This window comes from Xanthomonas campestris pv. phormiicola, from assembly GCA_025666215.1.
Classification (GTDB): Bacteria; Pseudomonadota; Gammaproteobacteria; order Xanthomonadales; family Xanthomonadaceae; genus Xanthomonas_A; species Xanthomonas_A campestris_A.
The window spans coordinates 1,347,029-1,372,475 of record CP102593.1 but is presented as its reverse complement, the minus strand read 5'-3'; the positions used below and the strand labels follow the sequence as shown (position 1 = coordinate 1,372,475).

Sequence of the window (25,447 nt, the reverse complement as noted above, 5' to 3'; positions counted from 1 at the left end):
CCGTGCTGTCCTTCTTCATCCGAGAGGACATCATCATGCCCGATACCTTATCTGCATCTGCTCAACCGCTGTTTCGCATCGACGAATGCCCAGACCTGATGGCCGACGGCTGCGTCGGTGAGGAAACCGGCAATCTGGTCTTCCTATCCGTCTGGGCGCGCGACACCGCCGTCCAACAGTTCCTGGCCCGGCTCACGCTGGGGCGTGATGAGGATGGACTGGACCAGTTCCATCTCCTCACCGAACAGGGCGGCTCCGTCCCGGTGTTCATCGGTAGCGTCGATAAGCTGGAGAAGCGTTCCACGCGTATGTTCCGTCGCACGTTGTTCGGTTCCATGGTCAATGTGTGGCTGTTCGATCGACGTTGCGTAAAGCCCGACAAGACCAACGCTACTGCATTGGCACTCTTGCCCCGGGACTCCAACCAACAGTCCGACCGGCTGTGGACGCTGGTGCAAGACACCTGCCCACTGCCGCTGCTCGATCACTGGCGCGACACCGTGCTGGCCCTGCTGCTGGAGCACTCCATGCTGACGCGTCTTCCCATGGCCCTCGGGCGGTTGGAAGGCCATCGGCTCTCGCTCGATGTTCCGGTGCTAACAAACGCGCTGGGCAACCTGATCCGCAATGGCACCCTCAGCGCCACCGAACACGAACTGGCATCCGGCGAACCGCTCCGGCGCGTCGCCTGACCCGATCTCACAAGGGCATGTGCATCGCACATGCCTTTTATTTTTTCCCAACCATCAGGAGATTCCCATGGCTCTCATGTTCCCCCGGCTCGCCCGGAACTTTGCGAAGAACGGGTACTACCCAACGGACGAACCCACGCTGGAGCGGGCGCTGAGAGCGCTGGCACCAGCAGTTGCTCCGATGAACATCATCGATCCATGTGCGGGCGAAGGCGTTGCCATCGCCGAAGCCGCACATGCACTCGGTCGCGACCTGGTCAATGCCTACGCCGTCGAGTACGACGGCGAACGCGCCAGGCACGCCCGGAACCTCGTCGATCACTGCCTGCACAGCGACCTGATGGACGCACTGATTTCTCGACAAAGTTTCGGCCTGCTCTGGCTCAACCCGCCATATGGCGATCTGTCAAAAGACGTCAATGGCAACATTGGCTATCAGGGACAGGGCCGAGCAAGGCTCGAAAAGTTGTTCTATCAGCGCACGCTTGCAATGCTGCAGTATGGTGGCGTGCTGGTGTTCATCATCCCGCACTACGTCCTCGATGCAGAGCTGGTGGGCTGGCTCACACGGCATTTCACCGACCTACGCATCTATCGCGCTGTGGAAACACAGTTCAAGCAAGTGGTGATCTTCGGAACGCGGTCCCGCCAGCGAGATCTGGTGGGGGATGCGACGAAATCCGCCCGCACTGCGCTACTGCAGATCGGTGCGGGTGATATCGAAGCGGAGGAATTGCCGGCCGAATGGCCGTTCCTGCCGTATCAGGTTCCCGCCGCAATAGCGGAGCCGGAGCATTTCTACCGGGTCACGATGGAACCGGAGCAATTCGCAAACGAAGTTCACCGCCTGCAAGGGCTGTGGCCTTCTTTCCAAACACACCTCGGCGTGGCTCAGCAATCGCTGCGGCCACCAGCGCGTGCACTGTCTCCGTGGCACATGGCTCTCGCCTTGGCCGCCGGCGCTATTTCCGGCGTCGTTCGCTCCAAGACCGGAAAGGTGATGGTCGTCAAAGGCGATACCCACAAAGAGAAAACCTCCGCCGTGGAGTACACCGAACGCGACGACGGCTCTGTGGCCGAGACGCGTGTCCTGACCGACAGGTTCGTCCCCGTCATCCGCGCATGGGACATGACACCTGGCTCCCCTACACGGGGCGAGGTGTTGACCATCCGCTGACATCCTCTCGGCGCTGTTGCCTAGACAGGCAGCACTGTCGGATTTTCTTTACCCACCGGGGTCATGTCACCCCGCAGGGGTGCCGTGGCTCTCCCATTGCAACGGAGAAACACCATGACATCCCACCATCGGCGCAATCTTCTGTTCCCGATCGGCGCATTGATCTTCAGCCAAGGCATCGACCGTCTGATGCGGGAGGGCCGGCTTGATCCCCTACCTTACCTTCAACGCCACATGCGTGGTGACTGGGGCGATATCGCCGACGACAAATGGCAGGAAAACAACGCTGCCCTCAAGTCCAGCGATCGCCTCGATTCCTGGTACGTGGTCACTCGTGAACTGACCATCCGCATCGTCACAGAAGCGGATCGCAGCGAGACGCATATCGTCCTTGCATCGGAAGACTAACTCTGTTGCAGCGCTGTTCCGTCACGACAGGACAATAGCGTCTGCTTACCAACTTATCCACCCAATGGGGCCACACGCCCCAAAAGGGGTGCCGTGGCTCCTCCTTCTCATCAAGGAGCTAACCATGACACTCGAAACACTGCTCTACAGCTTGATCCTGAGCCAGAAGTTCTCGCCTGGCCGGATTATCACGACCGCTGGGGTCAATGATCTAGAACGACGTTGCCAGCCACGTCTCTACTTGTACCTACATCGTCACCTACGTGGCGACTGGGGCGACGTCGATGACAGCGATTGGCAGTGCAACGACACCGCGCTGAAATCCGGCGAGGATCGTCTGTTCTCGGCTTACGAAATCGAACCCGATCTGAGGCTTTGGATCATCACCGAATGGGATCGCAGCGCCACCACGCTGTTGTTGCCAAGCGAATACTGACCCTCATCAAACCGGCCGCTTGCCGGTCCGTTCTTCCCAGCCGGGGCATGTCCATCGCCCTGCTGGGGTCGGTGCATGCCCCTTTTCTATTGGAGCATCACCATGACCCATCTCGATACCGTTCTCGACGCGCCCGTGCAGGATGACTTGCTGGACGCTGACACATCACCTCTCACCATCAGCCTGACTGACTTCGTCTCCGAGTTCGGCGATGAACTACTGGACTCTCTCAACCGCGCCAATCCCCCGGTCTACACCGGACAGGCCCGGCCATACCGGCAGGACGTTCTCACCGGTCTCAAGCGTCAGCTGTTCCCGGCCCAGGCCGAGGTCGTACATGCAGTCGGAGAACTGCTGATCGACAGGAACGAACGCGCCGCCATCATCAATGCGGAAATGGGCACCGGCAAGACCATCATGGCCATCGCCACTGCGGCGGTCATGCATGCCGAAGGCTATCGGCGGACGTTGGTACTGTCCCCGCCGCACCTGGTTTACAAATGGCGCCGCGAGATCCTCGAAACTGTCCCCGGTGCGAAAGTATGGGTTCTCAACGGACCCGACACGTTGGTCAAGCTGCTGAAGCTGCGCGAGCAACTCGGTGTGCCGGCAGAGGGTCAGGAGTTCTTTGTCCTGGGCCGTGTACGCATGCGCATGGGTTTCCACTGGAAGCCGGCATTCGTTCGTCGGCGCACCCATGATGGCTTCATCGGAACATGCCCGCATTGCGGCCAAGTTATCACCGACCTCGACGGCGAGCCCGTCAATACAGTCGAACTGGAGGCTGAAGAGTCGCGGCGCAAATGCAGCCATTGCACATCCGCGCTTTGGACGCTGATACGTCCTCGCTCGCTGTCTCTCACGGACCAGTCCTCTGCGGTGATCAAAGCGTTGAAGCGTATTCCGACGATCGGCGAAGCCACAGCGCAGAAGCTGATGAAAAAGTTCGGCGAGTCGTTCCTGGTGTCCCTCTTGGGCGACAACATCCATGAGTTCATCAACCTGATGGATGGCAATGGCGAACTGGTCTTCTCGGATCGACAGGCGCAGCGGATGGAACGTGCCATGGCTTCGATGGAATTCGGCTTCGGTGAAGGCGGATACCAACCAACGGAGTTCGTGAAGCGCTACCTTCCACAGAGGTTCTTTGATCTCTTGGTCGTGGACGAAGGCCACGAGTACAAATCGCCTGGATCTGCCCAAGGGCAGGCTATGGGTGTACTCGCCGCCAAGGTCCGCAAAGCGCTACTGCTCACTGGAACACTGATGGGCGGCTATGCGGATGATCTGTTCGCACTGCTGTTCCGGATGCTTCCGGAGCGGATGATCGAAGATGGCTACCGGCCTTCCAAAACCGGCAGCATGACCTCCGCAGCCATGGCCTTCATGAGAGATCATGGAGTGCTCAAGGACATCTACTCCGAGAGCAAGGGCACCGCGCACAAGACCGCTAAAGGCAGCAAGGTTACTGTGCGCACCGTCAAAGCTCCGGGCTTCGGTCCCAAGGGCATCTTGCGTTGCGTCTTGCCGTTCACCGTGTTCCTCAAGCTGCGGGATATCGGTGGCAACGTCCTTCCTCCCTACGAGGAGGAGTTCCGAGAAGTCGCAATGGAAGCGGACCAGGCAGTCGCCTATCGTGATCTGTCAGGGCGTTTGACCGCGGAGCTCAAGGATGCCTTGAGGAAGCGAGACACGACGCTTCTGGGCGTTGTACTCAACGTGCTGCTGGCCTGGCCGGACACATGTTTTCGTCCCGAAACGGTGAAGCATCCGCGTACGCGGGCCATGCTCGCCTTCACGCCGTCGCAGTTCAGCGAACTTGAAATCACGCCGAAGGAGCGTGAGCTAATCGACATCTGCAAGGCAGAGAAAGCCGAAAACCGCAAGGTGCTGGCTTATACGGTCTATACTGTAACACGGGACACCATGTCGAGGTTGAAGCTGCTGCTGGAGCAGGAAGGTCTGAAAGTCGCAGTGTTGCGCGCGAGCGTGGACACCTCCCGGCGCGAGGACTGGATTGCAGAACAGGTCGATCGCGGCATCGACGTGCTCATCACAAATCCCGAGTTGGTCAAAACCGGTCTGGATCTGCTGGAGTTCCCAACGATCGTGTTCATGCAGTCGGGGTGGAACGTCTACACGCTTCAGCAAGCCGCGCGTCGCTCCTGGCGCATCGGACAGAAGCTGCTGATCAAGGTCATCTACCTTGGCTACGCCGCCACGTCGCAGATGGCTTGCCTATCGTTGATGGCGAAAAAAATCCTGGTGTCTCAAAGCACATCAGGAGACGTGCCGGAATCCGGGCTTGACGTTCTCAATCAGGATGCCGACTCGGTCGAAGTGGCACTAGCCAAGCAACTTATCGCAGCTTGATGCGCATTAGGTCGGCGACCTACGGGTCGCCGGCCTTTCTTTTTCTCAGTCGCGCGCCCCGGCAACGTATCGCCACCTGAGGCAAAGCGGTTGTTCGCCGGATCGTGTTGTTTGCTGATGTCCTGGCTATCCGTGGCGATGGTGTCGGCTCGATGCTTCAGAGAACCGGCACATGCAACCGACCATTCCCTTTCGTCGCTACCTGGTGGGCTGTGGCCTGCTGATCGCCACTGCGCTGGTGACCAGCTGCGCCACGAAAGCCGTCGCCCCGACCACGGCGCCTGACCAGAAACCTGCCACACCTTCGGCAAAACAACAGCCCGAACTCGTTCCAGTCGTCCGTTATGGCCGCTACACGTTGGTTGAAATGGCCCCCGCCTCCGCCCAGCAGGACTTGCTGCTGCAAGTCGTAGATGTCGTCATTCCCGATACTCGCAAGGCAACTGTAGGCGATGCGTTGCGCCATGTCCTGCTGCGCTCCGGTTACCAGCTTTGCGCGGGTGGTGATATCGCTGCGCTGAACACTTTGCCACTGCCGGCGGCGCACTACCACCTGGGGCCGCTGCTGTTGCGCGATGCCTTGCTAACGCTGGCCGGCCCGGCTTGGGATCTCGAAGTCGACGACCGCGCACGGCGGATCTGCTTCATCCGTGTCGGACCTCCAATCCCGGACGCGAACTTCCCTCAATCGCTTACCACGGCCAACAAACGCGCTGACCACGTTGAAAAACGTCCGCTCACCACGAAGGTCCGGCCATGACCGCTCTGCCGGACAACCGCCAGAAGCGCGCCAAGCTGTTGCGCGCGGCAGTGGCCACATGGCTGCTGCTCATCGGTGTCGGCACCGTCATCAATCAGGTGGCGCTATCGCGCCTGACCACGCGGACGGACGCTAATGCACAAGGTGGGAAAGTTGCCGCCCTAGAAACACGCGTGGCGGAACTCGGCCAACAAATCGATCAGCAACGCCAACGGCCAGCCCCCCTTTCGCAGGCCCAGTTCGATACCGAACGCCACGCGCAGGAACAGCGGCTTTCCGCAATCGAGCAGGCAGTCGCTGCGCGCTTGACCGCAGAAAGCCTGTCACCGCTCAGTGCTCGCATCGACCAGGTGGAGGCTCGGCTGGCGAGAACCCGCCCAACCGCTCCTGCACTAGGTCAGACCCGGAAGAGCCAGCCAAAGCCGTCCGAGAGGACGGGGCCGCCCTTTACGGTCATCGGTTTTGAACTGCGCGGCGGCGAGCGTTTCCTGTCGATTTTGCCTGCGGCCTCAGCTGAGGCCTCTCAGACGCGGGTCTTGCGGCCAAGCGAAACAGAGGCCGGGTGGACGCTAGCGAGCATCGACGACCAGACGGCGCTGTTTCAGCACAACGGTCAGATCCATCGCATCCGCGTGCCGTAGGAGGATCGGATGAACCACTCGATTTCCACCGCCTTTACCCTTTGCCTTGTGGTTGTCAGCCTGCCTCCAGCATTTGCGCAGAACGCGCCAACAAATGCGGCAACGATGGCGCCTAGCCGCGAACAGCCCACAGCCACCACTGTCACCGAGGAACGGCAAGCGCGCGACTGGGGGCTGCGTACCGAAGAATGGACGCGCTACCGCGAGGTGATGCAAGGGCCGCTCGGCATTTTCTCACCCAATCTCGATCCGCTTACTGCCCTCGGTATCGAGGCGCGCTCGGATGAAGAGCGTCGTCGCTACGCGGAACTGCAGGTCCAGGTCGAGGCTCAACGCGTCGAGAAGATGCTGGCCTACCAACGCGCTTACGACACCGCCTGGCAGCGCCTGCACCCGGGCCTGCAACGGGTCAACCTGACGGGCGCCGGCCCCACACCCGGTCAGGCCGGGGAGCCATCTCCCGACACTGGGCGTCTCGCTGTATTCGTCAAGGGCGACTGCACACCCTGCGAGCAACGCGTGAAGCAATTGCAGAGCGCCGGCACGCCGTTCGATATTTATTTCGTCGGCAGCCGTCGAGACGACGCCCGCATTCGCCAGTGGGCCGCACAAGCCGGCATCGATCCAGCCAGGGTGCGCGCACGCACGATCACTCTGAACCATGATGCGGGCCGCTGGCTGTCGCTAGGCCTCCAGGGAGAGCTGCCGGCCGTGGTGCGGCAGGTCGCGGGCCAATGGCAACGCCAGTGATGCGCGGCGCGCGCGTGCTTCTCCTGCTGATCGGCTGGATCGGGATAGACCCGGCAGTCGGGGCGCAGGAGGTGCCACCGCCGGCCTACCAGCTGGCGGCACAGCATGCCGGTGTTCCTTCCCCGGTGCTGTATGCAGTTGCGTTGCAGGAAAGCGGATTGTCGCGCGGCAACCGTGTGGTGCCCTGGCCTTGGAGCCTGAATGTCGCCGGATCCTCACGACGCTTTTCCACACAACTTGAAGCCTGCGCTGGGCTACGCCAAGCGTTGCGTGAAGTGCCGGCGACCCGAGTGGATGCAGGGCTGGGACAGATCAATCTCGGCTACCAGAAGCATCGCTATCGCCAGCCTTGCGAGCTGCTTGACCCGTATCGCAACCTCGCCATCGCCGCAGAAATCCTGCGCGAACAACATGCCCCTGGCGAAGATTGGCTGCTTGCGATCGGTCGATACCATCGCCCCGCTGGGGGGGCGCCTGCTGAGCGCTATCGACGCAGCGTGAGCCAGCACCTGGCACGCGTCATCGCAAGGCCATCCGCACGCGCGGAACATACCGGGCCGACGAGGATCGAGCAATGAAGCGCGCGCTCCCCGTTCCAAGCCGCACAGGTCGTTCGGCGGTCCAACATCTCGTCAATGTCTCTGGTGGTAAGGACAGCACCGCCACCTATCTGCTTGCACTCGAATTTGGGCGACCCTTCCGCGCGATTTTTGCCGATACTGGCAACGAACACGAGTTGACTTACGAGTTCGTAGACAAGCTTGCATTGCACACGGGCGGCCCGAACGTCGAGATTGTGCGCGCGGATTTTAGCAGACAGCTTGCGCGGCATCGCGAGCATATCCTGCGGGAATGGCCGCAACAGGGTATTTCCGACGATATCGTCCTCGAAGCCGCGGCCCTTCATGAGCCGACGGGCATTCCGTTCCTGGATCTGTGCATCTCCAAAGGCCGATTCCCGAGCCGGATGGCACAATTCTGCACGGAGGAATTGAAGACCCTGCCGATCACGCTGCAGGTGGTGTTCCCCATGCTTCGGAATGGCCCGGTGCTTCAGTGGTTGGGCATTCGTGCGGCGGAAAGTGCACACCGGGCGAAGCAGCCACGCTGGAACCGCCACGACAGCGGCTCGATGGTGTGGCGCCCGATCTTCCATTGGGCCGAGACCGACGTTTGGGCGATTCACCGCCGCCATAGCCTATCTCCGAATCCGCTCTACGCGTTAGGCATGCATCGTGTCGGCTGCATGCCCTGCATGAACTGCCGCAAAAGTGAGCTGCGTTCGATCGCCGACAGGTTCCCGGCACACATCGATCGCATCGAGCGCTGGGAAGCCGTCGTCGCAGCGGCGAACAAACGCGGCATCTCGACATTCTTCCCGGCGCTTAAAGACCCGATGGATGCCGACAGGCCCGGCACCTACGCCGGCATTCGCACAGTCGTCGACTGGAGCCGGACGAGCCGGGGAGGACGGCAGTACGACATGTTCTTCGAGGATCAGCAAGGTGGCGGATGTACTTCCGACTTGGCGCTCTGCGAGAGGAACACCGGATGACCATCTCCCTTGCGGAACACACCGCCGTCAAGCCGGCAGACCCAACAGGTTTCACCAGGCCGGCAAGCATCAAGGAGACACTCTCCATGAAACACTTGCTCCCATCGCAGGCCTACGCGCCCATTCTGCTCATCCTTTCCTGGATGACCGCTCCACCCGCCTTCGCCCAATCTGCGCCGTTGATCGTGGTTGAGGATCATGGTGGCGTCTCGGCCCTGCCTTACTACCAGGCGCTGGACTTACCGCCACGGCAAGATCAACCGCCTGCTCCAACACTCTCGGTCCCGTCGTCCGAAGGCAAATCATTCAGCGAGGCGGACATGCTGCCGGTACGTTCCGAACGCTTGTCCCCTGGTGTTGAACCGCGGCGCGTGATCCGCGCTCCGGGTCTGACGCCAGTCTTCTTGATCGGCGACGATGATCAATCTCGCGCCTGGCTGGACCAGCGTGGAACGGCACTGCGCGAGATGAACGCGATCGGCCTGGTCGTCAATGTTGCTTCGGCGGAAGCGTTGGCTGCACTGCGCAAGCTGGTCCCAGATTTGACGCTTTCGCCAACCGCGGGTGATGACCTGGCGCAGCGGTTGAACCTGCAACATTACCCGGTTCTGATCACTGCCACCGGCATCGAACAGTGAGTCCGCGACGATGGCCCAGCACCATGCAGTCGAAGTTCTCCTACGCCCGGCAGTGGAGCTATACACCGTTGCGGTTTGCACGGGCGCCGCGCTGGTGTGCGTGGTGGCACCGTGGTCGCTCGCGCTGAGTCCTGTTCTCGGCCTGGGCAGTTCTCTGGCATTTTTTGCATTCGGTGCCGTTCGGCTACGCGAGGCGGTGGCCATTCTTCGCTACCGCCGCAATATTCGCCGCCTGCCGCGCTACCTGATGACCAGCCACGACGTGCCGGTGAGCCAGCAGCGATTGTTCATCGGCCGTGGTTTTCGGTGGGACCAGCGGCATACGCACCGCCTGATGCAGACCTACCGGCCCGAGTTCCGCCGCTACGTCGAACCGACATCGATCTATCGCCTCGGCCGCCGTCTGGAAGAGCGCCTTGAATTCGCGCCATTTCCGCTCTCCAAGCTCGCCCGCCTGATCGCCTGGGACAGCCCGCTTAACCCGGCACGCCCACTCCCCCCGGTGGGAGGACTACCACGTCTGCATGGTATCGAGCCGCACGAAATCGATGTCACTCTGCCCTTGGGCGAGCGCGTCGGCCACTCGCTGGTGCTCGGCACCACGCGCGTCGGCAAAACTAGGCTGGCCGAGCTGTTCATCACGCAGGATATCCGGCGCCGCAACGGCGCCGGCGAATTCGAGGTAGTGATCGTCTTCGATCCGAAGGGCGATGCGGACCTGCTGAAGCGAATGTACGTCGAGGCCAAGCGCGCCGGACGCGAGGGCGAGTTCTACATCTTCCATCTGGGGTGGCCCGATATCTCATCCCGCTACAACGCCGTGGGGCGCTTCGGGCGGATCAGCGAAGTTGCCACCCGCATCGCCGGACAGCTTTCCGGTGAAGGCAATAGCGCGGCATTTCGGGAATTCGCCTGGCGCTTCGTCAACATCATTGCACGCGCCTTGGTCGAGCTGGGGCAACGCCCCGATTACCTGCTGATCCAGCGGCACGTGGTGAACATCGATGCGCTTTTCATCGAGTACGCCCAGCAGTATTTCGCCAAGCATGAGCCCAAGGCCTGGGAAGTGATCGTCCAGCTGGAAGCGAAGATCAATGACAAGAACATCCCACGCCATATGGTCGGCCGCGAAAAGCGCGTGGTGGCGCTGGAACAGTACCTCTCCCAGGTGCGGGTCTACGACCCCGTGCTTGACGGCTTGCGCAGCGCTGTGCGCTACGACCGCACCTATTTCGACAAGATCGTAGCGTCACTCTTGCCGCTGCTGGAAAAACTCACCACGGGCAAGATCGCCCAGCTGCTCGCGCCGAACTACTCCGACCTGAGCGACCCGCGCCCGATCTTCGACTGGATGCAGATCATCCGCAAACGTGCAGTCGTCTACGTCGGCCTCGATGCACTATCGGATGCGGAGGTCTCCGCAGCCGTCGGCAACTCGATGTTCAGCGATCTGGTCTCGGTGGCCGGCCACATCTACAAGTTCGGGATCGATGATGGCTTGCCGGGTTCGGCCAGTGGCCTGAAGGTACCCATCAATGTCCACGCGGACGAGTTCAACGAACTGATGGGCGACGAGTTCGTTCCCATGGTCAACAAGGGCGGCGGTGCCGGCGTGCAGGTCACCGCTTATACCCAAACGCTCTCGGACATCGAAGCGCGCATTGGCAACCGCGCGAAGGCCGGCCAGGTCGTCGGCAACTTCAACAATCTGTTCATGCTGCGCGTGCGCGAGACCGCCACCGCCGAATTGCTGACGCGGCAACTCCCCAAGGTCGAGGTCTACGCCACCTCGGTCATGAGTGGTGCGACCGACAGTTCCGATCCACGCGGCAACACCGCGTTCACATCGAACACGCAAGACCGGATCAGCTCCACCAGCGTACCGCTGATCGAGCCGGCGCATGTGGTTGCACTTCCCAAAGGGCAGTGCTTTGCGCTGATCGAGGGCGGAAACCTTTGGAAGATCCGCATGCCGCTGCCAGCGCCGGATCCCGACGAGGTGATGCCGCAGGATCTGCAGCAACTCGCGGGATACATGCGCCAGCACTATGTTGCAGCGGGTGACTGGTGGGAGCATCAGGCGGTGCCCGGGCTGCAAGAAGCGGCGCTGCCGGACGACCTCCTCGATGACTTTAAACACATCGCCGGCTCGGACGACGCGCCGGTATCACCATGAGCGATCCAGCCACCACGGCGCAACGCCAGCAGACACAACAGCAGGGGCTGATTGCCGGTTTCATCACGCTGCCGTTTCGTCTGTTTGGCGTGCTGTGTGGCTCGCTGTTGCTGTCCATCACACTCGAATGCGTGGGCATGCACTTCTTCTGGCCCGATCAGGGCTGGCGGCACGCGTCGAGCATGCTGGACTACGAGGTGGCTCAACTCTCGGACAATTTTACGCGCAGCGCCGTCGTGCAGGAACCGGGGCGCACCGCAAACAAACTGGTTAAAGAGGGGTACGAGTGGCTCTTCGTGAGGAGCGGTCTGATGGAATGGATCCGCAACGCCTCGGCCCAGGCCAGTGCACCCAACCAGGGTGCCGGGCGGGATTTTCGCTACTACATCAGTCACGCATATGTCTGGCTGGAGAGCTACCTGATCGCGGCCGCATTCACTGTTCTCGTGTTCATCGTACGGCTGCTCGTCCTCGTGCTGACGCTACCGTTGTTCCTACTCGCCGCTTTCGTCGGACTTGTCGACGGTCTGGCACGCCGGGATATCCGCCGCTTCGGTGCCGGGCGCGAGTCCGGGTTCGTCTATCACCGTGCAAAGGCCAGCCTCATGCCGCTGGCGGTCCTGCCATGGGTCACCTATCTCGCGTTGCCGATCAGTGTGAACCCATTGCTCATCCTGCTGCCCAGCGCAGTGCTGCTCGGGTTCGCGGTGAACATCGCCGCCGCCAGTTTCAAGAAGTATCTTTGACGTGGCGGCCGTCCGTTGCACGATTTGTCAGGCGAACGGCATCCTTCGCCGAGGCGATGTCTCAACGACTACGGAACGACGACCAGCGGCTCATTCGCAGCCGAGCCGATCGGCAAGCGCGACACTGCGCCCGGGGTAACGGAGATCACAGTCAGCACTTCGTCATCCAACGAGTTGATCTGCACGAATTTGAGGCCGTCTTTCTCGAACGTATAGACCTTGAACTGGGGCGACAAACTGACGTTGTCCTTGCCGGCAGGGACCCTGTCGCCCATCCCCTGGATGATGTCGGTTCCCGCCTTGTTTTCCGATGCGGCTGCTTCAAAGACAACAAGCGCACTCACCAGTACCACCATCCGCAAAAGCCATCGCCTGTTCATAGCGTCCATCCTCAGATGTTCCGATTGAGCCGTCTGACCTTGGTCTGCGGCCGTGTGCCCAGCAGGCACAGCACCAGCCGTGTGGAGGCTAGGCCTGGTTTCTGCCACCCACAACGCCTCCCACGCTGAAGGGGGCAATTGTCTACATAACGCCCCACGGCCATGCGTTTCACCGGCTAACCCCGAGCGATTTGTCTACGAAAGTTCAGAATTTCCCTACTCCGCCCGCAAGCCCACACCGGCATCATTGCGTCGAAGTTCGCAACGGCAGGAACCATACTCATGAGCACGGAGCGCCGGCAGAGCCGTTATACCACTGGTGAATACGCCGCACTGCTTGGTGCCATTGACGACAACGGCCGCTTCGATCCGGCGGCCTACGAGGCGCAGCGGCTGATCCACGCCAACGAGACCATCGACGGTATCGATGCCGACGCGCTGGTCCGTGACCTCAAGGACTCACCCGCCTTCACCGGCCCTGATGGCAAGACCCAGGTTCAGCCCCTGGTCGAGGCTATCAACAGCCGGTTGGATGCTGCCAGCCGCGCGCAGCTGGCTGGTGCGCTCGCCACAGGCGGCATCACGGATCCCGGCCTCGCCGACCGCGCGCGCGCCGCATACGACCAAGCGCACGAGAGGGTGCGGCAAGCCGCCGAGCGCGTGGACCAGTCGATCAGTGACACGCTGGCCGATGCCAAGCGGCTGAGCGATGGCGTGGCCACGGATCCCGCCGCCACGTCGGCCGAACGCACAGTCGGCCATGTCGCCGGGTTCGCATTGGGCAAGTCTCAGGAAGCCTACGGCGAAAAGAAGGGCCAGTACGGCGCCGCGTTCGACATGGTGGCCGGCGCTGGCGCCGCGGCACAGTTTGGCTACCGCTACCAGCACGATGCCAATTACCGGGACGTGGTCAATGGCGCGGTGGGCGTGTACGCAGCGCAGGCCGCGCAGGATCCGAGCAAACCGCTGCACGACCTGGGATCGGCGGCCAAGGCCGTCTACACCGGCTTCGCCCAGCGCATGGAGGCGGCGCAGGAGGCTGGCAAGGGCCATGAAGCCGGGGGCCAGATCCGCGGTGCCGTCGGCTTCGAGGTGGCGATGTCTGCCCTGCCCGTGGGCGGCGCGACGCGGCTTGCCAAGCTGGTGCGCGGACTGGAGCTCGGCGGGCCGGAAGCCGCAGCCGAGATCGCCGAGACGCTCGGCCAGGCGCGCGCCCTGCGCGGCAGCGCCGCTGGCGAGGAAGTCGCGGAGAACCTTTACCGCGGCATGGCCGGGATAAAACGCAGCCAGGGTGAGCTGCACGAACTGATCGACACCGTGCGTAAGGCCGGGCACATGGACGACCTGCTCGGTAGCGGCGCGTTGCACCCCAACGAACTCAACTACCTGATTCGCAAGCAGCCGGACGTCTTCTCCGGCAAGGTGCCGTTCGAGCAATCGCTGGAGGCCTGGATCGGCGACAGACCGTTACAGTCCCTGGGCCGCCGCGATATCGGAGACATTGGTGAGGCATTGCTAGCGCACCGGCTGGTCAAGGAAGGCTATACCGACCTGATGCCCATTCAGAACATCTCGGGGCACGGCAACGACATGGTGGGTCTGGCCCCGAATGGAGAGATCGAGTATTTCGAAGTGAAAGCTTCGGTATACAACCGGGCACGCGCCGCATCCGGTGATCCAGAAGAAATCATTCCCGGTCGTCTGGCGAAAGCCGTCGGCAACGAAAAATATTGGGAGACCCACAACATCTGGGAGCAAGAAACAGTGGCTCGCGCACGCGAGCTAATGACGGATGTGCAAGCCAGTGGCATCACCGCAAAGTGGGTGCGGGTGAACCTCGACCGAGACCTGCATACCGGAAAGCTGAGCAGCGACATGTCCATCGAGGAGTGGTTGCCGCCCCAGCAGCACGGCAGTCTGGGCCTCCACGGTACACACACGCCCGGCATCATAGGCGCCCCGGACATCGATGAGATGTTCTACGCGCTAAAGAGTGGCAGCGACCAGCAACTCTACGCGGCGATGGAACGGGTAGCGGCCTCTCCAGGAGCCCAAACCCTAATGAAGGAAGCGGAAGCGCGCCTGGATGAGCAGACGATGGCGTTAGCCCAGGATCAAGCCAACATGGCTGAAAATATTGGACTGCAGACGGCCGTTGCAGAAGTGCAGACCACCCGCGGTCCGGTCATGATGCATCGCCTCACGCCTCCTACCATGATGCAGGGTCCGGGTGGCGGCGGTGGTGGTGGAGACGGCGGCGGCGGAGGAGGAGGAGGTGCTGGCGGAGGAGGCGGTGGTGGTGGTGGTGGTGGTTGAGTCTGGTTTCGAGAATTCTCCTGGCGAATCGGAAGTGTGCAGATGCAAGACCCGTTCATGGAAAACGCTTTCAAAATGCTGGAGAGTGGATTTGCAAAATCCATCACCAGCGGAGGCATCGAGAAAGAAGAAGTCGAGTTAACGCGCCAACTTTCCCTGCCGGGCAAGATCAGTCGCGGACAGTGTGCGACGTTGCGAATGATTGGCTATTTCTATGCAGTGCGTGCCGGCGCGTACTTGGGAAGAGGCGATCACGAAGAGGTGCGCACGTCCTTGGCCAATGCCGTCGCGTTCAAGGCACTCGCGTTCCTACTTCAGGCGGCAGTACCGCATCCCAAACAGCCCGGGATACTCCCGCTGCCCTTCGAGTCGGGCCTAGATGCCGCCGGCCCATGTGTTGCGGGCTGGTGGCCCTGGGCAACCCAGTGCGCCCGTTGGCTTGCTCATGTCGCGGAGACGAACCAGCGACTCAAGCCGCCCGAAGTGCGATCGACCGGCTGGGGGAAAGGCACCAGCGATGCTTTTCTGATTGCGCTTTTCGCCGACGCGCTCGATGTCTCGACGACCTACGCGCCGGTCCGCCCCTTGCATACGGCCTATGCGGACTTGATTTCGCAGTGGCGCACCCGGAACGAAGACACCTTTCGTCAGGCGATGCAGGCTGCGGCGGTCTATCACGAATCCCAATCCAGGATTTCTACGGAGAAAACCCCGTTCGATTTCGACGATCCGCCAGATTGGATCTTTCCCATGGAGTTGTTGGCGGTGCAATCTCTGCGCCGCCGCGACGGCCTGCCCGAGTTCCAGGCTGGCAACGCGATGGTCGATAACGCCTGGGTGGCGGCTCAGGGACTTCGTCTGTCCAACTGCACCCCGCTGGCGTTGCAAGCGGCAGCCCGGCTGCAATCAGATTACCCTCAACTGCAAGATCTCCTCCCCTGACCCGGGCATTGCCATGGAAGAAAACAGAGCCGATCTGAACACCGCCGCGCAAGCGCTGGCTAGCCTGGCGGTGGCGATGAAGCAGAGCGAGGCGCGCCTCGCCGACACCACCGAGCACCACCTTCAGGCACTGCAACGGGCGGTGGCATCAACCGTCCAGCAGATCCACGCCACACAGTCCGACGCGTTGGATCGGCTGCGCGCCCAGGTGCGTTCCGCACTGGAAGATGGTTTGACGGTGGCGACCAAAAAATACCTGGACGATGTGCAAGTCGCCGCGCGCCAGATTACGGCCGCGTCCGAGAGCGCCATGGCGCAGCAACGGCAAGCCGGCGCGCGGCAGTTGCGCCATGCCTGGATCGTACTCGGCGTTGCCATCATTGCAGCCGCCGGACCATTGTTGAGTGCTCACGTGGTGCTTCGTTATTACGAGAGCCGAGTAGTGCCGGCGAAAGATCGCGGCGATCTGGTACAGGCCTTCAACCAGGCAGATATCGTGCAATGCGGTACGGGACTGTGCGCCCGTGTGGACACCAAAGCGCGCCGGCGTGGAGCCAACAACGACTATCTTCCGATCAAACCGAGATAGTCATCGCCTCAGCAGAACTCCTACTGCCCTACTTTCCTGCAGAGAACCGCCGCTAGTGCTTCGTCTGCCTTTCCCTTCGCCGCGATCAGTTCGGCCTGAAACAAGTTGACCGCCTCCGCATGGCCGGCTTGCGCGTCTTCCCAAAGTGAGTATCGCTGCATCTGGTGAACGGCCCCGGCAAGAAAGACTGCCGTCTCAAACAATAGGGGCTCGCTTTGACCGAGCGGACAAATCCCCAGGAAAACTGTGGATATTCGCACGTCGTCGATCCAGTCTTCGGCCACACGGCGATCTGCGCTTTCGTACCATTCGCTCCATTCGAGCAAGTTGTCGCACGGCACCGCAAGGTGACCAAGAAGCTTGAAGGTGGGAATCCGTGGAATAGTCATAACATGGGTAGAAGCGAGAACTGGGACATTATGGCATGCACCGCTCATCGCCAGAATGAGCGATCGGATTACAATCGCTCGATGGTTGTCGCTCCGTTGCATACCACCGTCAGTGCTCCTGCCATGGCTCCAGGCACGGAATACAGCCGACGCGCCGGTATTTACCTGGCCAACTTGCTACTTTGCCCTCACGCGTCCAAGCAGCAACTATGAAGCTGCTGCCCTGATCGGTCTCGGGCAGTACGCGATCGCTCTGCTCTTGCACGAGCAGATGCAAGCAGAACGGTGAATCCGTGCCATCTTCAAACAGCAATTCCAGTCCGCTTCGATCTTGCTGATCTTTCCAGGGGCCGGTGGACACGATGACGTAGCGCCCCGTACGCATGTCATCAAGCATGGTCTTGCGGCTATCGGGGACCAGTAGACGGGCTGCTCCCGCGTTGTAGCTCACGTAAAAGTAGCCCGCTCGTGCGAGCTCCGTGTCGAAATAATTCGTGTACGCGATCGCCGCACCATCGTTTGATATTTCAATCATATCGCTTCCGGCTTGAGGATGGGCGCGGCCTGCAAGTACAGGACGCAGTCTCGTGGCTCGGTATTTTGGCCGATCCAACCCAACGCGATCAACTCTGCCCAATCCGGGTGCTACAGCACTCGTTCGTGGCCGCCCCACTAAGAAAGTGGTGCCTCTCCGATCCTGATTGTTTGCGGCTTTCTGCTCGCCATCGCAGCAGCATCCAGCCATTCGCTTCAAGCCCAACAGGGAACGGCACGATGGCACGATCGCGCAACTGGGACTTTTCCCGGCTACCTCTATGTATCGCGCTGTCCTTCGGATGCGCGGCAATGGTACCGCGCGCCGCGGCGGCGGACGACAGCGCCGAACGCGAGAAGCTGGCGGCGGTGGTTCGCCAGCTGGATCTACTCGACCGTCTTGCGAAGGAGTCCGCAGCGTCGGCATCTGCGGATCGTGCCCGCTACCACTTCGACTATCCACGCCTTGCAGCAGACCTGCTGCGCGTGCGCGCGGGCATCAACGATTACCTGACACCGCAGCGCGCTCAGCCTCGCGACGCGACGGCGCTGCCTGCTGACTATCGGAAAGACTCCGAGCAGGAGCCCTCCCAATGAATGCAAATCAGCTCAGCGCCTTCCAGGCAAATGGCGGCTTCACCCCATCCACTGCATCCGTTGTGCTGGTGGGCGCTGTGTTTGCGGTTCTGCTGCTCTGGGGCGTGTGGGCGCTGCGCGCGGCGTATGTCGGCTGGTCTGAACAGCGAATTTCCCAGCGTCAATTTCTAGGTGTCGCGGTGCGTTTTGTCGCGATGTACCTCGTCCTGACTTTTTTCCTGCTCTCCTAACGCAAAGGTTTCGCATCATGAACACTCTCTTTCAGCGTCGCCGTATCGCCGGACTGTGCAGCGCTTCCGCGCTCAGCATGCTGTCGTCCTTCGCCCAAGCCCAAGGCTTGCCCACCTTGGAGGATCCGTCCCGCGGCAAGGGCAGCGGGATTATGGATACGCTACGCAACTACAGCTACGACATCGTCATGCTGATTGCCTTGATCGTCATCGCCGGCATGTTCGTCGGCGTGTGCTACCACGCATACGGCACCTATGCCGAGATCCACACCGGTCGCAAGACGTGGGGACAGTTCGGCTTGACGATTGCAGTCGGTGCGGTGTTGCTCGTAGTCGGCATCTGGTTGCTGACCGAAGCCACCGGCATCCTGTAAGAGCGCGCCCGACATGGCCGAGCATCAGGATATCCGTGCCGACGGCACGGTGGCATTCCTTCCCCACCGCCTCAACCGGCACCCGGTCGTCGTGCGCGGACTGACCGCGGACGAACTTTGGGTCTGTGCGGGGCTGTCGGCTACGGGTGGCCTGACTGTCGGCATACCGCTAGCGTTCGCACTCTCCAAGATCGCTATCGTTCCCACTGTCATGATCTTAGGGATCGCTACCGGCGTTTTCGTGGGCGGCGGAATGCTGCGCCGTCAGAAGCGCGGCAGACCGGACACCTGGCTGTATCGGCAGCTCCAATGGTGGATCGCGCGCCGGCACCCACGCCTGGCGACGTTCGTCGGTGCTCTCGGTATCGTAACGCGCTCCGGCTACTGGACCACCCGGAGGACCAGGACGTGAGCCGGTTCAAGAACGAAATCGTCCAATTGCAGGCACACATCAAAACCTTACGTCTGGGCGGCGGTGCGTTATTCGCCTTGGCGCTGATGCTTGGCTTGGGCTGGTGGAGCGCGCCGCGCGATCTGACGATCCACGTACCTCCGGATCTTCGTTCGGGCAGCACGAGGAAGTGGTGGGAAGTTCCTCCCGAGAGCGTTTACGCCTTCACCTTTTACATCTGGCAGCAGCTTCAGCGTTGGCCCACGAATGGTGACGAGGACTACCCGCGCAATCTGCATGCGCTATCGGCCTATTTCACGCCGAGCTGTCGCAGCATTCTGCAAGCCGACTACGAATACCGCCGCAACGCAGGCGAACTCCGTCAACGCGTGCGCGGCATCTACGAGATCCCCGGCCGTGGCTTTGGCGACGATCCGACGTTGCGCGTCAAGGCCGTCTCCGACCGCGATTGGGTGGTCACGCTGGATGTCACGGCTGACGAATACTTCGGCTCGGAACAGGTCAAGCGCGCGCTCGTGCGCTATCCGCTCAAAGTCGTGCGGATGGATGTAGACCCGCAGCGCAACCCCTTCGGCCTCGCGCTTGACTGCTACGACGGTGCACCTCAACGCATCGCTACCCCTGATCCCGCCACGCCCGCCGGTACAACACCTGGCGGTCCCGGTGGCGCTGTGGAGACACCATGAAGCGCGCTCTTTCCACCCTCAGCCTGCTGCTGACAACCACCCTGCCACCCACCGCGCATGCGCTCGAAATCATGCGTTGGGAGCGGCTACCACTGGCGATCCCTCTGCATGTGGACGAGGAACGTGTCATCTTCATCGACCGCAATGTGCGCGTCGGCGTTCCTGCTTCGCTGAGTGGGCACCTGCGGGTTCAAAGCGCTGGGGGCGCGATCTATCTGCGTGCCAGCCAGCCGATCGAGCCCACCCGACTGCAGCTGCAGGATGCCGAAACCGGCGCGCTGATACTGCTCGACATCGCCGCCGAACCTGCGCAAGCGGACTCCTCGCCGCTGGAGCCGGTCCGTATCGTAGAGGGTGAAATGCCCCCGACGCGCTACGGCGACGCGGCCGCTGCTGCCAAATCCGACGCAGACACGACGGAGGATTCCGCTCCACCCCGTGCGGTGCGCGAGACACCGGTTCCGGTCGTGCTGACCCGATTTGCGGCGCAGAACCTTTACGCGCCACTTCGTACTGTTGAACCCGTTCCTGGCGTTACGCGTGTGACACTGCCCCGGAAACTTCCACTGGACACGCTGCTGCCGACCATGCCTGTGGACGCCAGGGCCATCGCCGCCTGGCGCCTTGACGACTTCTGGCTCACCGCAGTGCGCTTGCGCAACACGTCAACGCGCCCACTCCACATGGACCCCAGAGCGCTGCAGGGAAATTTTCAAACCGGCACATTCCAGCATGCGACGCTTGGCCCCAAGGGTGCACCTGACGACACCACCGTGGTCTACCTGGTGACCAAAGGACACGGGCTGGCTGAATCCCTGCTGCCGGCGGTCAGTCGGATCGACGCCGCGCTCAACCTGCCCGAGCCTGCCCGGTCCATGCTGAACGATGGGGGCAACCATGAAAAGTAATGGTCTGCTGAAGTGGTTGATGATCCCTATGGCGTTGCTACTGGTGTTCGTCGGAATAAAACTATTCTCCGGTGGCAAGAACCAGCCCACCCATGATCGAGGGGCACAGCTCACCGAGGAAGAAGCAAAAGCGCTGGGTATCGATGGCGACACCCCTCGCGATACCGTTGCGACGTTGGTTGGCCAGGTCAAGCAGTTGCGCACCGAATTGCAGAGTGCGTTGACCGCAACCAAGGAACAGAAGGCCGAGAACGAACGTCTGCGCCAGCGCGAAGGAGCGATCGACCGCCGAATTCAGAGCGCGCTGGAAACCGAGCGCAGCCAGCTGAAGAACGATCGCGAGCAGGTCGCCAACGAGCGGCAGGAGACGCAAGGCCTGCTGCAAGATTTGCAACGTCAGTTCGATACGCTGCGTGGCAAGCCAGGCGGCAGCGACCTTCCGGTCGGACTGGGTCTGGCACCCGGTGACGGTGCTGCACTTGGTAGCGACGGCGTGAAATGGATCGAGCCGGACGATGTCCGAAGCGACGAGAAGGGCAAGGCCTCCAACAAAGGCGGCAACTTCAACTTCCCCACCAGCTTTGGTCCAGCCCAGAAGACCTTGGATACCTCCGGGGAGACAAACGGAGGAGAGGGCGACCGCACGACCAAGGTCTCTGCGGCCGAACCCGTCTATACCGTCCCGACCAACGCTACGTTGATGGGCTCCGTCTCGATGACGGCATTGATCGGTCGTGTCCCGATCGATGGAACAGTGAACGATCCCTACCCGTTCAAAGTGTTGATCGGTGCCGACAATCTCACGGCGAACGGCATCGATATCCCCGACGTCGCCGGTGCCGTCATGAGTGGGACCGCCTCGGGCGATTGGACACTGTCGTGCGTCCGTGGGCAGATTCGCTCCGTGACGTTTGTCTTCCACGACGGCACCATCCGCACCGTACCGGAAGGCGGCGATCGCGGCGGCAATAGTCAGCAGAACAACAACGGCACTGGCAATGGTGGCGATACGAAGGAAGGCTTGGGCTGGATCAGCGATCCCTACGGCATTCCATGCGTCAGTGGCGAACGTCGCAGCAACGCGCAGCAGTATCTTGGAACCCAAGCGCTGATCACCGCCGCCGGGGCCGGAGCCGCCTCGCTCATCAAGTCTGACACCGGCAATTTTGCGGTGGTTTCCAACGACAGCGGTTCACTCGGCACGGTCGGCATCTCCGGCAATGAAGCGATGGGCCGCATCCTCGCTGGCGGCGTGCAGGACATGTCGAAATGGGTCAACAAGCTGTACGGCCAGGCCTTTGCCGCCGTCTACGTCAAGCCTGGGGCCAAGGTTGCGGTCCACCTGGAACAACCCCTCAACATCGACTACGACCCGAAGGGTCGCAAGGTCGATCATCGCCTCGGAGGTGCATCGCATGCGCAGGATCTGGACTGAAGGACTTGGGGTTCTCACTGTCGCCGTACTGTTGGGCAGTTGCTCGACCAGCAAGGAAAAGCTGCTGCCGCACGACGGGCGGACGATGCAGGATGTCTGGGACACGGAAACCGGCGGCAGTGCACGCGGCGGTCAAACGGGCCGTCAGCTGCTTGATGCGAGGCAGTCCCTGCGCCGCCCATTGACCGACAAAGACGTGAGTGCTGCGCCTGCCGTCAACGCCAGCTACACCCGGACAGCGCAAAACGAAATCGACAGGCAGTTTCACCGACTGCCGAATCCCGATCTCGCCATGTATGTGTTCCCGCATCTGGCGGGTAGCGATCCGGCTCCCGTTCCCGGCTATACCACCGTGTTTCCGCTGTACCAGCGCGTCCAGTACGCAATGCCGGGCGAACGCACCGAGGAATACTGATATGCGCTGGCCGTTCTTCCGCTCGGATCGTGAAGCGTCCACCGACGACGACGACGCGTCCGATCCCTGGGCGCGGCACGTCGAAGAATTGAAGGCGGCCGGCATTCCCGAGCCCGGACAGCAACGTGGTTCCAAGCGTCGACGTGCCACCCTCGCCGACGAACAGGCGCTTTACAACGTGTCCCCCTCCTTCGCCGATCTGCTGCCTTGGGTCGAATACCTGCCCGAAACAAAGTGCATGCTGCTGGAAGATGGCGTCTCGGTCGCGGCGTTTTTCGAACTGACCCCCATCGGGACCGAAGGTCGAGAAGCATCGTGGTTCGCGCAAGCGCGCGACGCGCTCGAAAACACCCTTCAGGACAGTTTCGACGAGCTGGACGAGTCTCCATGGGTGATGCAGCTCTACGCTCAGGACGAGCCGGACTGGAACACTTACCTGGAAAATTTGCGCACCTACCTACAGCCGCGCGCGCAAGGAACATCGTTCAGCGACTTTTATTTGCGCTTCTTCGGTCATCATCTGCGCGCCGTCGCGAAGCAAGGCGGCCTGTTTGAGGACCGCACCGTGACGCGCTTGCCCTGGCGCGGCCAGACACGTCGGGTGCGTCTGGTCGTCTACCGACGCGTCGGGCACACGCCAGCGCGCCGCGGACAGTCCCCCGAACAGGCATTGAACGTCGTGTGCGAACGCCTGGTCGGCGGCCTCGCCAACGCCGGAGTGCGTGCACGGCGCCTCGATGCGGCTGCAATACACGCCTGGCTGCTACCGTGGTTCAACCCCAACCCCACCTTGCTCGGTCCCACTGCGGAAGATCGCGAACACTTTTATCGGGTCGCCGCATATCCGGAGGAAATCGAGCCAGGCGAAATCGAACTGGCCAGCGGTACCGATTTTGCGCAGCGCCTGTTCTTCGGCCAACCGCGATCGGACGTCGACAATGGGCTGTGGTATTTCGATGGGATGCCCCATCGAACGATTGTGCTCGACCGTCTGCGCGCGCCACCGAACACGGGGCATGTCACCGGCGAAACTCGCAAGGGAGGCGACGCAACGAACGCCCTGATGGATCAGATGCCCGAGGGGACGGTGATGTGCTTGACCATGGTCATCACCCCGCAGGACATCCTCGAAGCCCATCTGAACCATCTCGCCAAAAAAGCCGTCGGCGACACGCTGGCGTCCGAGCAAACTTTGAAAGATGTCCAGCAGGCCCGTGGGTTGATCGGCAGTGCACACAAGCTCTATCGCGCGTCCCTCGCCTTCTACCTGCGTGGCCGCGACCTTGCAGATCTCGACATGCGCGGCCTGCAACTTGGAAACGTGCTGCTCAACGCCGGCCTGCAGCCGGTTCGCGAGGAAGACGAAGTGGCACCGATCAACAGCTATCTTCGCTGGCTGCCCTGCGTCTACGATCCGGCCAAAGACAAGCGCCAGTGGTACACGCAATTGATGTTCGCTCAGCACGTCGCGAACCTTTCGCCGGTATGGGGGCGCAGCCAGGGCACCGGCCATCCTGGCATCACATTTTTCAACCGCGGCGGCGGCATGGTCACGTTCGATCCGTTGAACCGTCTCGACCGGCAAATGAACGCGCATCTGTTTCTGTTCGGACCCACTGGCTCAGGCAAGAGCGCGACGTTGAACAACATCCTCAATCAGGTCACCGCCATCTACCGGCCACGGATGTTCGTCGTTGAGGCCGGCAACAGCTTTGGCCTGTTCGGCGATTTCGCGGCGCGGCTGGGCCTCACGGTGCATCGCGTCAAGTTGTCGCCTGGGTCCGGCGTAAGCCTGGCTCCGTTTGCCGATGCCTGGCGCCTGGTCAATACCCCGAGCCAGGTTCAGACGCTCGATGCCGACGCTTTGGATGAGGACCGTGAGGCTCAGGGCGAAGCTGAGGGCGACGAACAGCGCGACGTGCTGGGCGAGTTGGAGATCACCGCGCGCTTGATGATTACCGGTGGCGAGGACAAGGAAGAAGCGCGCATGACCCGCGCCGACCGAAGCCTGATCCGCCAGTGCATTCTCGAAGCTGCGCAGCGTTGCGTCAGAGAGCACCGCACGGTGCTGACCCGCGACGTGCGCGATGCGTTGCGGGAGCGTGGCCGCGACGCAACCTTGCCGGAAAGCCGACGCACGCGATTGCTGGAAATGGCGGATGCAATGGACATGTTCTGCCAGGGCGTCGATGGTGAAATGTTTGACCGGCCGGGGACGCCATGGCCCGAGGCCGACATCACTATCGTGGACCTAGCAACGTTCGCGCGCGAGGGCTACAACGCGCAGCTTTCGATCGCCTACATCTCGCTGATCAACACGGTCAACAACATCGCAGAGCGCGACCAATTCCTTGGCCGGCCGATCATCAACGTCACCGACGAAGGCCACATCATTACCAAAAATCCACTGCTCGCACCCTACGTGGTCAAGGTCACTAAGATGTGGCGCAAGCTCGGCGCCTGGTTCTGGCTCGCAACGCAGAATCTGGACGACCTCCCGAAAGCGGCTGAGCCGATGCTCAACATGATCGAATGGTGGATCTGCCTGTCCATGCCGCCGGACGAAGTCGAGAAAATTGCCCGATTCCGCGAGCTCAACGACTCACAGAAGGCATTGATGCTGTCGGCGCGCAAGGAAGCTGGCAAGTACACGGAAGGCGTGATCCTTTCCAAATCCATGGAACTCCTTTTCCGCGCTGTGCCACCGAGTCTGTACCTTGCGCTGGCGATGACCGAGCCGGAGGAGAAAGCCGAGCGCTTCCAGCTGATGCAGCAGTTCGGGATCAGCGAATTGGACGCTGCCCTCAAGGTCGCCGAGAAGATCGACCGGGCGCGGGGCATCGAGTCCTTACGTCTCGATGCGCTGCGGCAAGACGAGACTTAGCACG

28 protein-coding genes are annotated in these 25,447 nt (G+C 61.6%); 25 read left to right on the top strand and 3 right to left on the bottom strand.

All coding sequences use genetic code 11. The features are described 5' to 3' along the window. Window positions 1-35 precede the first annotated feature (35 nt). From NRY95_05640 to NRY95_05580, 13 genes are all read left to right on the top strand, one after another. Window positions 36-692: a hypothetical protein gene (locus tag NRY95_05640; GenBank protein ID UYC18513.1), complete on the top strand. Its 657-nt coding sequence runs from the start codon at window positions 36-38 to the stop codon at window positions 690-692. 67 nt (window positions 693-759) lie between these two features. Continuing rightward, window positions 760-1,869, top strand: coding sequence for a DUF6094 domain-containing protein (locus NRY95_05635; GenBank protein UYC17445.1), 1,110 nt, complete (start codon window positions 760-762; stop codon window positions 1,867-1,869). 114 nt (window positions 1,870-1,983) lie between these two features. After that, entirely contained in the window at window positions 1,984-2,277 is a 294-nt protein-coding gene (locus NRY95_05630) for a hypothetical protein (GenBank protein UYC17444.1), read from the top strand. A gap of 124 nt (window positions 2,278-2,401) precedes the next feature. Further along, window positions 2,402-2,713, top strand: a complete 312-nt coding sequence (locus tag NRY95_05625) for a hypothetical protein (protein ID UYC17443.1) — start codon at window positions 2,402-2,404, stop codon at window positions 2,711-2,713. A gap of 102 nt (window positions 2,714-2,815) precedes the next feature. Then, window positions 2,816-5,086 (top strand): SNF2-related protein, encoded by a 2,271-nt coding sequence (locus tag NRY95_05620; protein ID UYC17442.1) that lies wholly within the window; start codon window positions 2,816-2,818, stop codon window positions 5,084-5,086. Window positions 5,087-5,258: 172 nt separating this feature from the next. Further along, window positions 5,259-5,846: a hypothetical protein gene (locus NRY95_05615; protein ID UYC17441.1), complete on the top strand. Its 588-nt coding sequence runs from the start codon at window positions 5,259-5,261 to the stop codon at window positions 5,844-5,846. Next, entirely contained in the window at window positions 5,843-6,487 is a 645-nt protein-coding gene (locus tag NRY95_05610) for a hypothetical protein (GenBank protein UYC17440.1), read from the top strand. The genes NRY95_05615 and NRY95_05610 overlap by 4 nt, the downstream gene beginning before the upstream one ends. A gap of 9 nt (window positions 6,488-6,496) precedes the next feature. Next, a complete protein-coding gene (locus NRY95_05605; protein UYC17439.1) occupies window positions 6,497-7,237 on the top strand; it encodes a TIGR03759 family integrating conjugative element protein in 741 nt (246 codons plus the stop codon). Beyond that, a complete protein-coding gene (locus NRY95_05600) occupies window positions 7,222-7,815 on the top strand; it encodes a transglycosylase SLT domain-containing protein (protein ID UYC17438.1) in 594 nt (197 codons plus the stop codon). The genes NRY95_05605 and NRY95_05600 overlap by 16 nt, the downstream gene beginning before the upstream one ends. Beyond that, window positions 7,812-8,792, top strand: a complete 981-nt coding sequence (locus NRY95_05595; GenBank protein ID UYC17437.1) for a phosphoadenosine phosphosulfate reductase family protein — start codon at window positions 7,812-7,814, stop codon at window positions 8,790-8,792. Before NRY95_05600 ends, NRY95_05595 begins: the two co-directional genes overlap by 4 nt. A 143-nt stretch (window positions 8,793-8,935) precedes the next feature. After that, the gene (locus tag NRY95_05590) at window positions 8,936-9,430 is read left to right on the top strand and encodes an integrating conjugative element protein (GenBank protein ID UYC18512.1); all 495 of its coding nucleotides are present in this window, start codon (window positions 8,936-8,938) and stop codon (window positions 9,428-9,430) included. A 10-nt stretch (window positions 9,431-9,440) separates the two neighbouring features. Then, window positions 9,441-11,606 (top strand): type IV conjugative transfer system coupling protein TraD, encoded by a 2,166-nt coding sequence (gene traD / locus NRY95_05585; GenBank protein UYC17436.1) that lies wholly within the window; start codon window positions 9,441-9,443, stop codon window positions 11,604-11,606. Then, complete coding sequence (locus NRY95_05580) at window positions 11,603-12,352, top strand: TIGR03747 family integrating conjugative element membrane protein (protein UYC17435.1); 750 nt, start codon at window positions 11,603-11,605, stop codon at window positions 12,350-12,352. Before traD ends, NRY95_05580 begins: the two co-directional genes overlap by 4 nt. Before the next feature lie 68 nt (window positions 12,353-12,420). On the opposite strand, the gene NRY95_05575 is transcribed toward NRY95_05580, so the two are convergent. Then, window positions 12,421-12,732, bottom strand: a complete 312-nt coding sequence (locus NRY95_05575) for a hypothetical protein (protein ID UYC17434.1) — start codon at window positions 12,730-12,732, stop codon at window positions 12,421-12,423. A 282-nt stretch (window positions 12,733-13,014) separates the two neighbouring features. Here NRY95_05575 and NRY95_05570 point away from each other — a divergent pair, with 282 nt between their 5' ends. From NRY95_05570 to NRY95_05560, 3 genes are read left to right on the top strand one after another with little or no spacing between them, the layout of a single operon-like run. After that, window positions 13,015-15,048, top strand: a complete 2,034-nt coding sequence (locus NRY95_05570) for a hypothetical protein (protein UYC17433.1) — start codon at window positions 13,015-13,017, stop codon at window positions 15,046-15,048. Window positions 15,049-15,090: 42 nt separating this feature from the next. Continuing rightward, window positions 15,091-15,990 (top strand): hypothetical protein, encoded by a 900-nt coding sequence (locus NRY95_05565; GenBank protein ID UYC17432.1) that lies wholly within the window; start codon window positions 15,091-15,093, stop codon window positions 15,988-15,990. A 13-nt stretch (window positions 15,991-16,003) separates the two neighbouring features. Beyond that, window positions 16,004-16,579 (top strand): hypothetical protein, encoded by a 576-nt coding sequence (locus NRY95_05560; GenBank protein ID UYC17431.1) that lies wholly within the window; start codon window positions 16,004-16,006, stop codon window positions 16,577-16,579. 20 nt (window positions 16,580-16,599) lie between these two features. On the opposite strand, the gene NRY95_05555 is transcribed toward NRY95_05560, so the two are convergent. Both NRY95_05555 and NRY95_05550 read right to left on the bottom strand, forming a co-directional pair. After that, window positions 16,600-17,070 carry a hypothetical protein gene (locus tag NRY95_05555; protein UYC17430.1) on the bottom strand — a complete coding sequence of 157 codons (471 nt, stop codon included), beginning with the start codon at window positions 17,068-17,070 and terminating at the stop codon, window positions 16,600-16,602. A gap of 7 nt (window positions 17,071-17,077) precedes the next feature. Next, window positions 17,078-17,503, bottom strand: a complete 426-nt coding sequence (locus NRY95_05550) for a hypothetical protein (GenBank protein UYC17429.1) — start codon at window positions 17,501-17,503, stop codon at window positions 17,078-17,080. A gap of 239 nt (window positions 17,504-17,742) precedes the next feature. On the opposite strand from NRY95_05550, the gene NRY95_05545 reads away from it, so the two are divergent. From NRY95_05545 to NRY95_05505, 9 genes are read left to right on the top strand one after another with little or no spacing between them, the layout of a single operon-like run. Beyond that, window positions 17,743-18,099: an RAQPRD family integrative conjugative element protein gene (locus NRY95_05545; protein UYC17428.1), complete on the top strand. Its 357-nt coding sequence runs from the start codon at window positions 17,743-17,745 to the stop codon at window positions 18,097-18,099. Then, window positions 18,096-18,329, top strand: coding sequence for a TIGR03758 family integrating conjugative element protein (locus tag NRY95_05540; GenBank protein ID UYC17427.1), 234 nt, complete (start codon window positions 18,096-18,098; stop codon window positions 18,327-18,329). Before NRY95_05545 ends, NRY95_05540 begins: the two co-directional genes overlap by 4 nt. Before the next feature lie 17 nt (window positions 18,330-18,346). After that, window positions 18,347-18,703 carry a TIGR03745 family integrating conjugative element membrane protein gene (locus tag NRY95_05535; protein UYC17426.1) on the top strand — a complete coding sequence of 119 codons (357 nt, stop codon included), beginning with the start codon at window positions 18,347-18,349 and terminating at the stop codon, window positions 18,701-18,703. Between the two features lie 13 nt (window positions 18,704-18,716). Then, complete coding sequence (locus NRY95_05530) at window positions 18,717-19,115, top strand: TIGR03750 family conjugal transfer protein (GenBank protein ID UYC17425.1); 399 nt, start codon at window positions 18,717-18,719, stop codon at window positions 19,113-19,115. After that, complete coding sequence (locus tag NRY95_05525) at window positions 19,112-19,801, top strand: TIGR03746 family integrating conjugative element protein (GenBank protein ID UYC17424.1); 690 nt, start codon at window positions 19,112-19,114, stop codon at window positions 19,799-19,801. Before NRY95_05530 ends, NRY95_05525 begins: the two co-directional genes overlap by 4 nt. Next, the gene (locus NRY95_05520; protein ID UYC17423.1) at window positions 19,798-20,709 is read left to right on the top strand and encodes a TIGR03749 family integrating conjugative element protein; all 912 of its coding nucleotides are present in this window, start codon (window positions 19,798-19,800) and stop codon (window positions 20,707-20,709) included. The genes NRY95_05525 and NRY95_05520 overlap by 4 nt, the downstream gene beginning before the upstream one ends. After that, on the top strand, window positions 20,699-22,144 hold the full coding sequence (locus tag NRY95_05515; GenBank protein UYC17422.1) for a TIGR03752 family integrating conjugative element protein: 1,446 nt from the start codon (window positions 20,699-20,701) through the stop codon (window positions 22,142-22,144). Before NRY95_05520 ends, NRY95_05515 begins: the two co-directional genes overlap by 11 nt. Then, window positions 22,125-22,559: a TIGR03751 family conjugal transfer lipoprotein gene (locus NRY95_05510; GenBank protein ID UYC17421.1), complete on the top strand. Its 435-nt coding sequence runs from the start codon at window positions 22,125-22,127 to the stop codon at window positions 22,557-22,559. The genes NRY95_05515 and NRY95_05510 overlap by 20 nt, the downstream gene beginning before the upstream one ends. A gap of 1 nt (window position 22,560) precedes the next feature. Next, window positions 22,561-25,443 carry a conjugative transfer ATPase gene (locus NRY95_05505; protein UYC17420.1) on the top strand — a complete coding sequence of 961 codons (2,883 nt, stop codon included), beginning with the start codon at window positions 22,561-22,563 and terminating at the stop codon, window positions 25,441-25,443. Window positions 25,444-25,447 lie beyond the last annotated feature (4 nt).

What these genes read in the sequence shown, in the direction of transcription:
- NRY95_05640 (UYC18513.1), top strand. Translation starts at nt 36, where the DNA reads ATGCCCGATACCTTATCTGCATCTGCTCAACCGCTGTTTCGCATCGAC.
- NRY95_05635 (UYC17445.1), top strand. Translation starts at nt 760, where the DNA reads ATGGCTCTCATGTTCCCCCGGCTCGCCCGGAACTTTGCGAAGAACGGG.
- NRY95_05630 (UYC17444.1), top strand. Translation starts at nt 1,984, where the DNA reads ATGACATCCCACCATCGGCGCAATCTTCTGTTCCCGATCGGCGCATTG.
- NRY95_05625 (UYC17443.1), top strand. Translation starts at nt 2,402, where the DNA reads ATGACACTCGAAACACTGCTCTACAGCTTGATCCTGAGCCAGAAGTTC.
- NRY95_05620 (UYC17442.1), top strand. Translation starts at nt 2,816, where the DNA reads ATGACCCATCTCGATACCGTTCTCGACGCGCCCGTGCAGGATGACTTG.
- NRY95_05615 (UYC17441.1), top strand. Translation starts at nt 5,259, where the DNA reads ATGCAACCGACCATTCCCTTTCGTCGCTACCTGGTGGGCTGTGGCCTG.
- NRY95_05610 (UYC17440.1), top strand. Translation starts at nt 5,843, where the DNA reads ATGACCGCTCTGCCGGACAACCGCCAGAAGCGCGCCAAGCTGTTGCGC.
- NRY95_05605 (UYC17439.1), top strand. Translation starts at nt 6,497, where the DNA reads ATGAACCACTCGATTTCCACCGCCTTTACCCTTTGCCTTGTGGTTGTC.
- NRY95_05600 (UYC17438.1), top strand. Translation starts at nt 7,222, where the DNA reads ATGGCAACGCCAGTGATGCGCGGCGCGCGCGTGCTTCTCCTGCTGATC.
- NRY95_05595 (UYC17437.1), top strand. Translation starts at nt 7,812, where the DNA reads ATGAAGCGCGCGCTCCCCGTTCCAAGCCGCACAGGTCGTTCGGCGGTC.
- NRY95_05590 (UYC18512.1), top strand. Translation starts at nt 8,936, where the DNA reads ATGACCGCTCCACCCGCCTTCGCCCAATCTGCGCCGTTGATCGTGGTT.
- traD (UYC17436.1), top strand. Translation starts at nt 9,441, where the DNA reads ATGGCCCAGCACCATGCAGTCGAAGTTCTCCTACGCCCGGCAGTGGAG.
- NRY95_05580 (UYC17435.1), top strand. Translation starts at nt 11,603, where the DNA reads ATGAGCGATCCAGCCACCACGGCGCAACGCCAGCAGACACAACAGCAG.
- NRY95_05575 (UYC17434.1), bottom strand. Translation starts at nt 12,732, where the DNA reads ATGAACAGGCGATGGCTTTTGCGGATGGTGGTACTGGTGAGTGCGCTT.
- NRY95_05570 (UYC17433.1), top strand. Translation starts at nt 13,015, where the DNA reads ATGAGCACGGAGCGCCGGCAGAGCCGTTATACCACTGGTGAATACGCC.
- NRY95_05565 (UYC17432.1), top strand. Translation starts at nt 15,091, where the DNA reads ATGCAAGACCCGTTCATGGAAAACGCTTTCAAAATGCTGGAGAGTGGA.
- NRY95_05560 (UYC17431.1), top strand. Translation starts at nt 16,004, where the DNA reads ATGGAAGAAAACAGAGCCGATCTGAACACCGCCGCGCAAGCGCTGGCT.
- NRY95_05555 (UYC17430.1), bottom strand. Translation starts at nt 17,070, where the DNA reads ATGCAACGGAGCGACAACCATCGAGCGATTGTAATCCGATCGCTCATT.
- NRY95_05550 (UYC17429.1), bottom strand. Translation starts at nt 17,503, where the DNA reads ATGATTGAAATATCAAACGATGGTGCGGCGATCGCGTACACGAATTAT.
- NRY95_05545 (UYC17428.1), top strand. Translation starts at nt 17,743, where the DNA reads ATGGCACGATCGCGCAACTGGGACTTTTCCCGGCTACCTCTATGTATC.
- NRY95_05540 (UYC17427.1), top strand. Translation starts at nt 18,096, where the DNA reads ATGAATGCAAATCAGCTCAGCGCCTTCCAGGCAAATGGCGGCTTCACC.
- NRY95_05535 (UYC17426.1), top strand. Translation starts at nt 18,347, where the DNA reads ATGAACACTCTCTTTCAGCGTCGCCGTATCGCCGGACTGTGCAGCGCT.
- NRY95_05530 (UYC17425.1), top strand. Translation starts at nt 18,717, where the DNA reads ATGGCCGAGCATCAGGATATCCGTGCCGACGGCACGGTGGCATTCCTT.
- NRY95_05520 (UYC17423.1), top strand. Translation starts at nt 19,798, where the DNA reads ATGAAGCGCGCTCTTTCCACCCTCAGCCTGCTGCTGACAACCACCCTG.
- NRY95_05515 (UYC17422.1), top strand. Translation starts at nt 20,699, where the DNA reads ATGAAAAGTAATGGTCTGCTGAAGTGGTTGATGATCCCTATGGCGTTG.
- NRY95_05510 (UYC17421.1), top strand. Translation starts at nt 22,125, where the DNA reads ATGCGCAGGATCTGGACTGAAGGACTTGGGGTTCTCACTGTCGCCGTA.
- NRY95_05505 (UYC17420.1), top strand. Translation starts at nt 22,561, where the DNA reads ATGCGCTGGCCGTTCTTCCGCTCGGATCGTGAAGCGTCCACCGACGAC.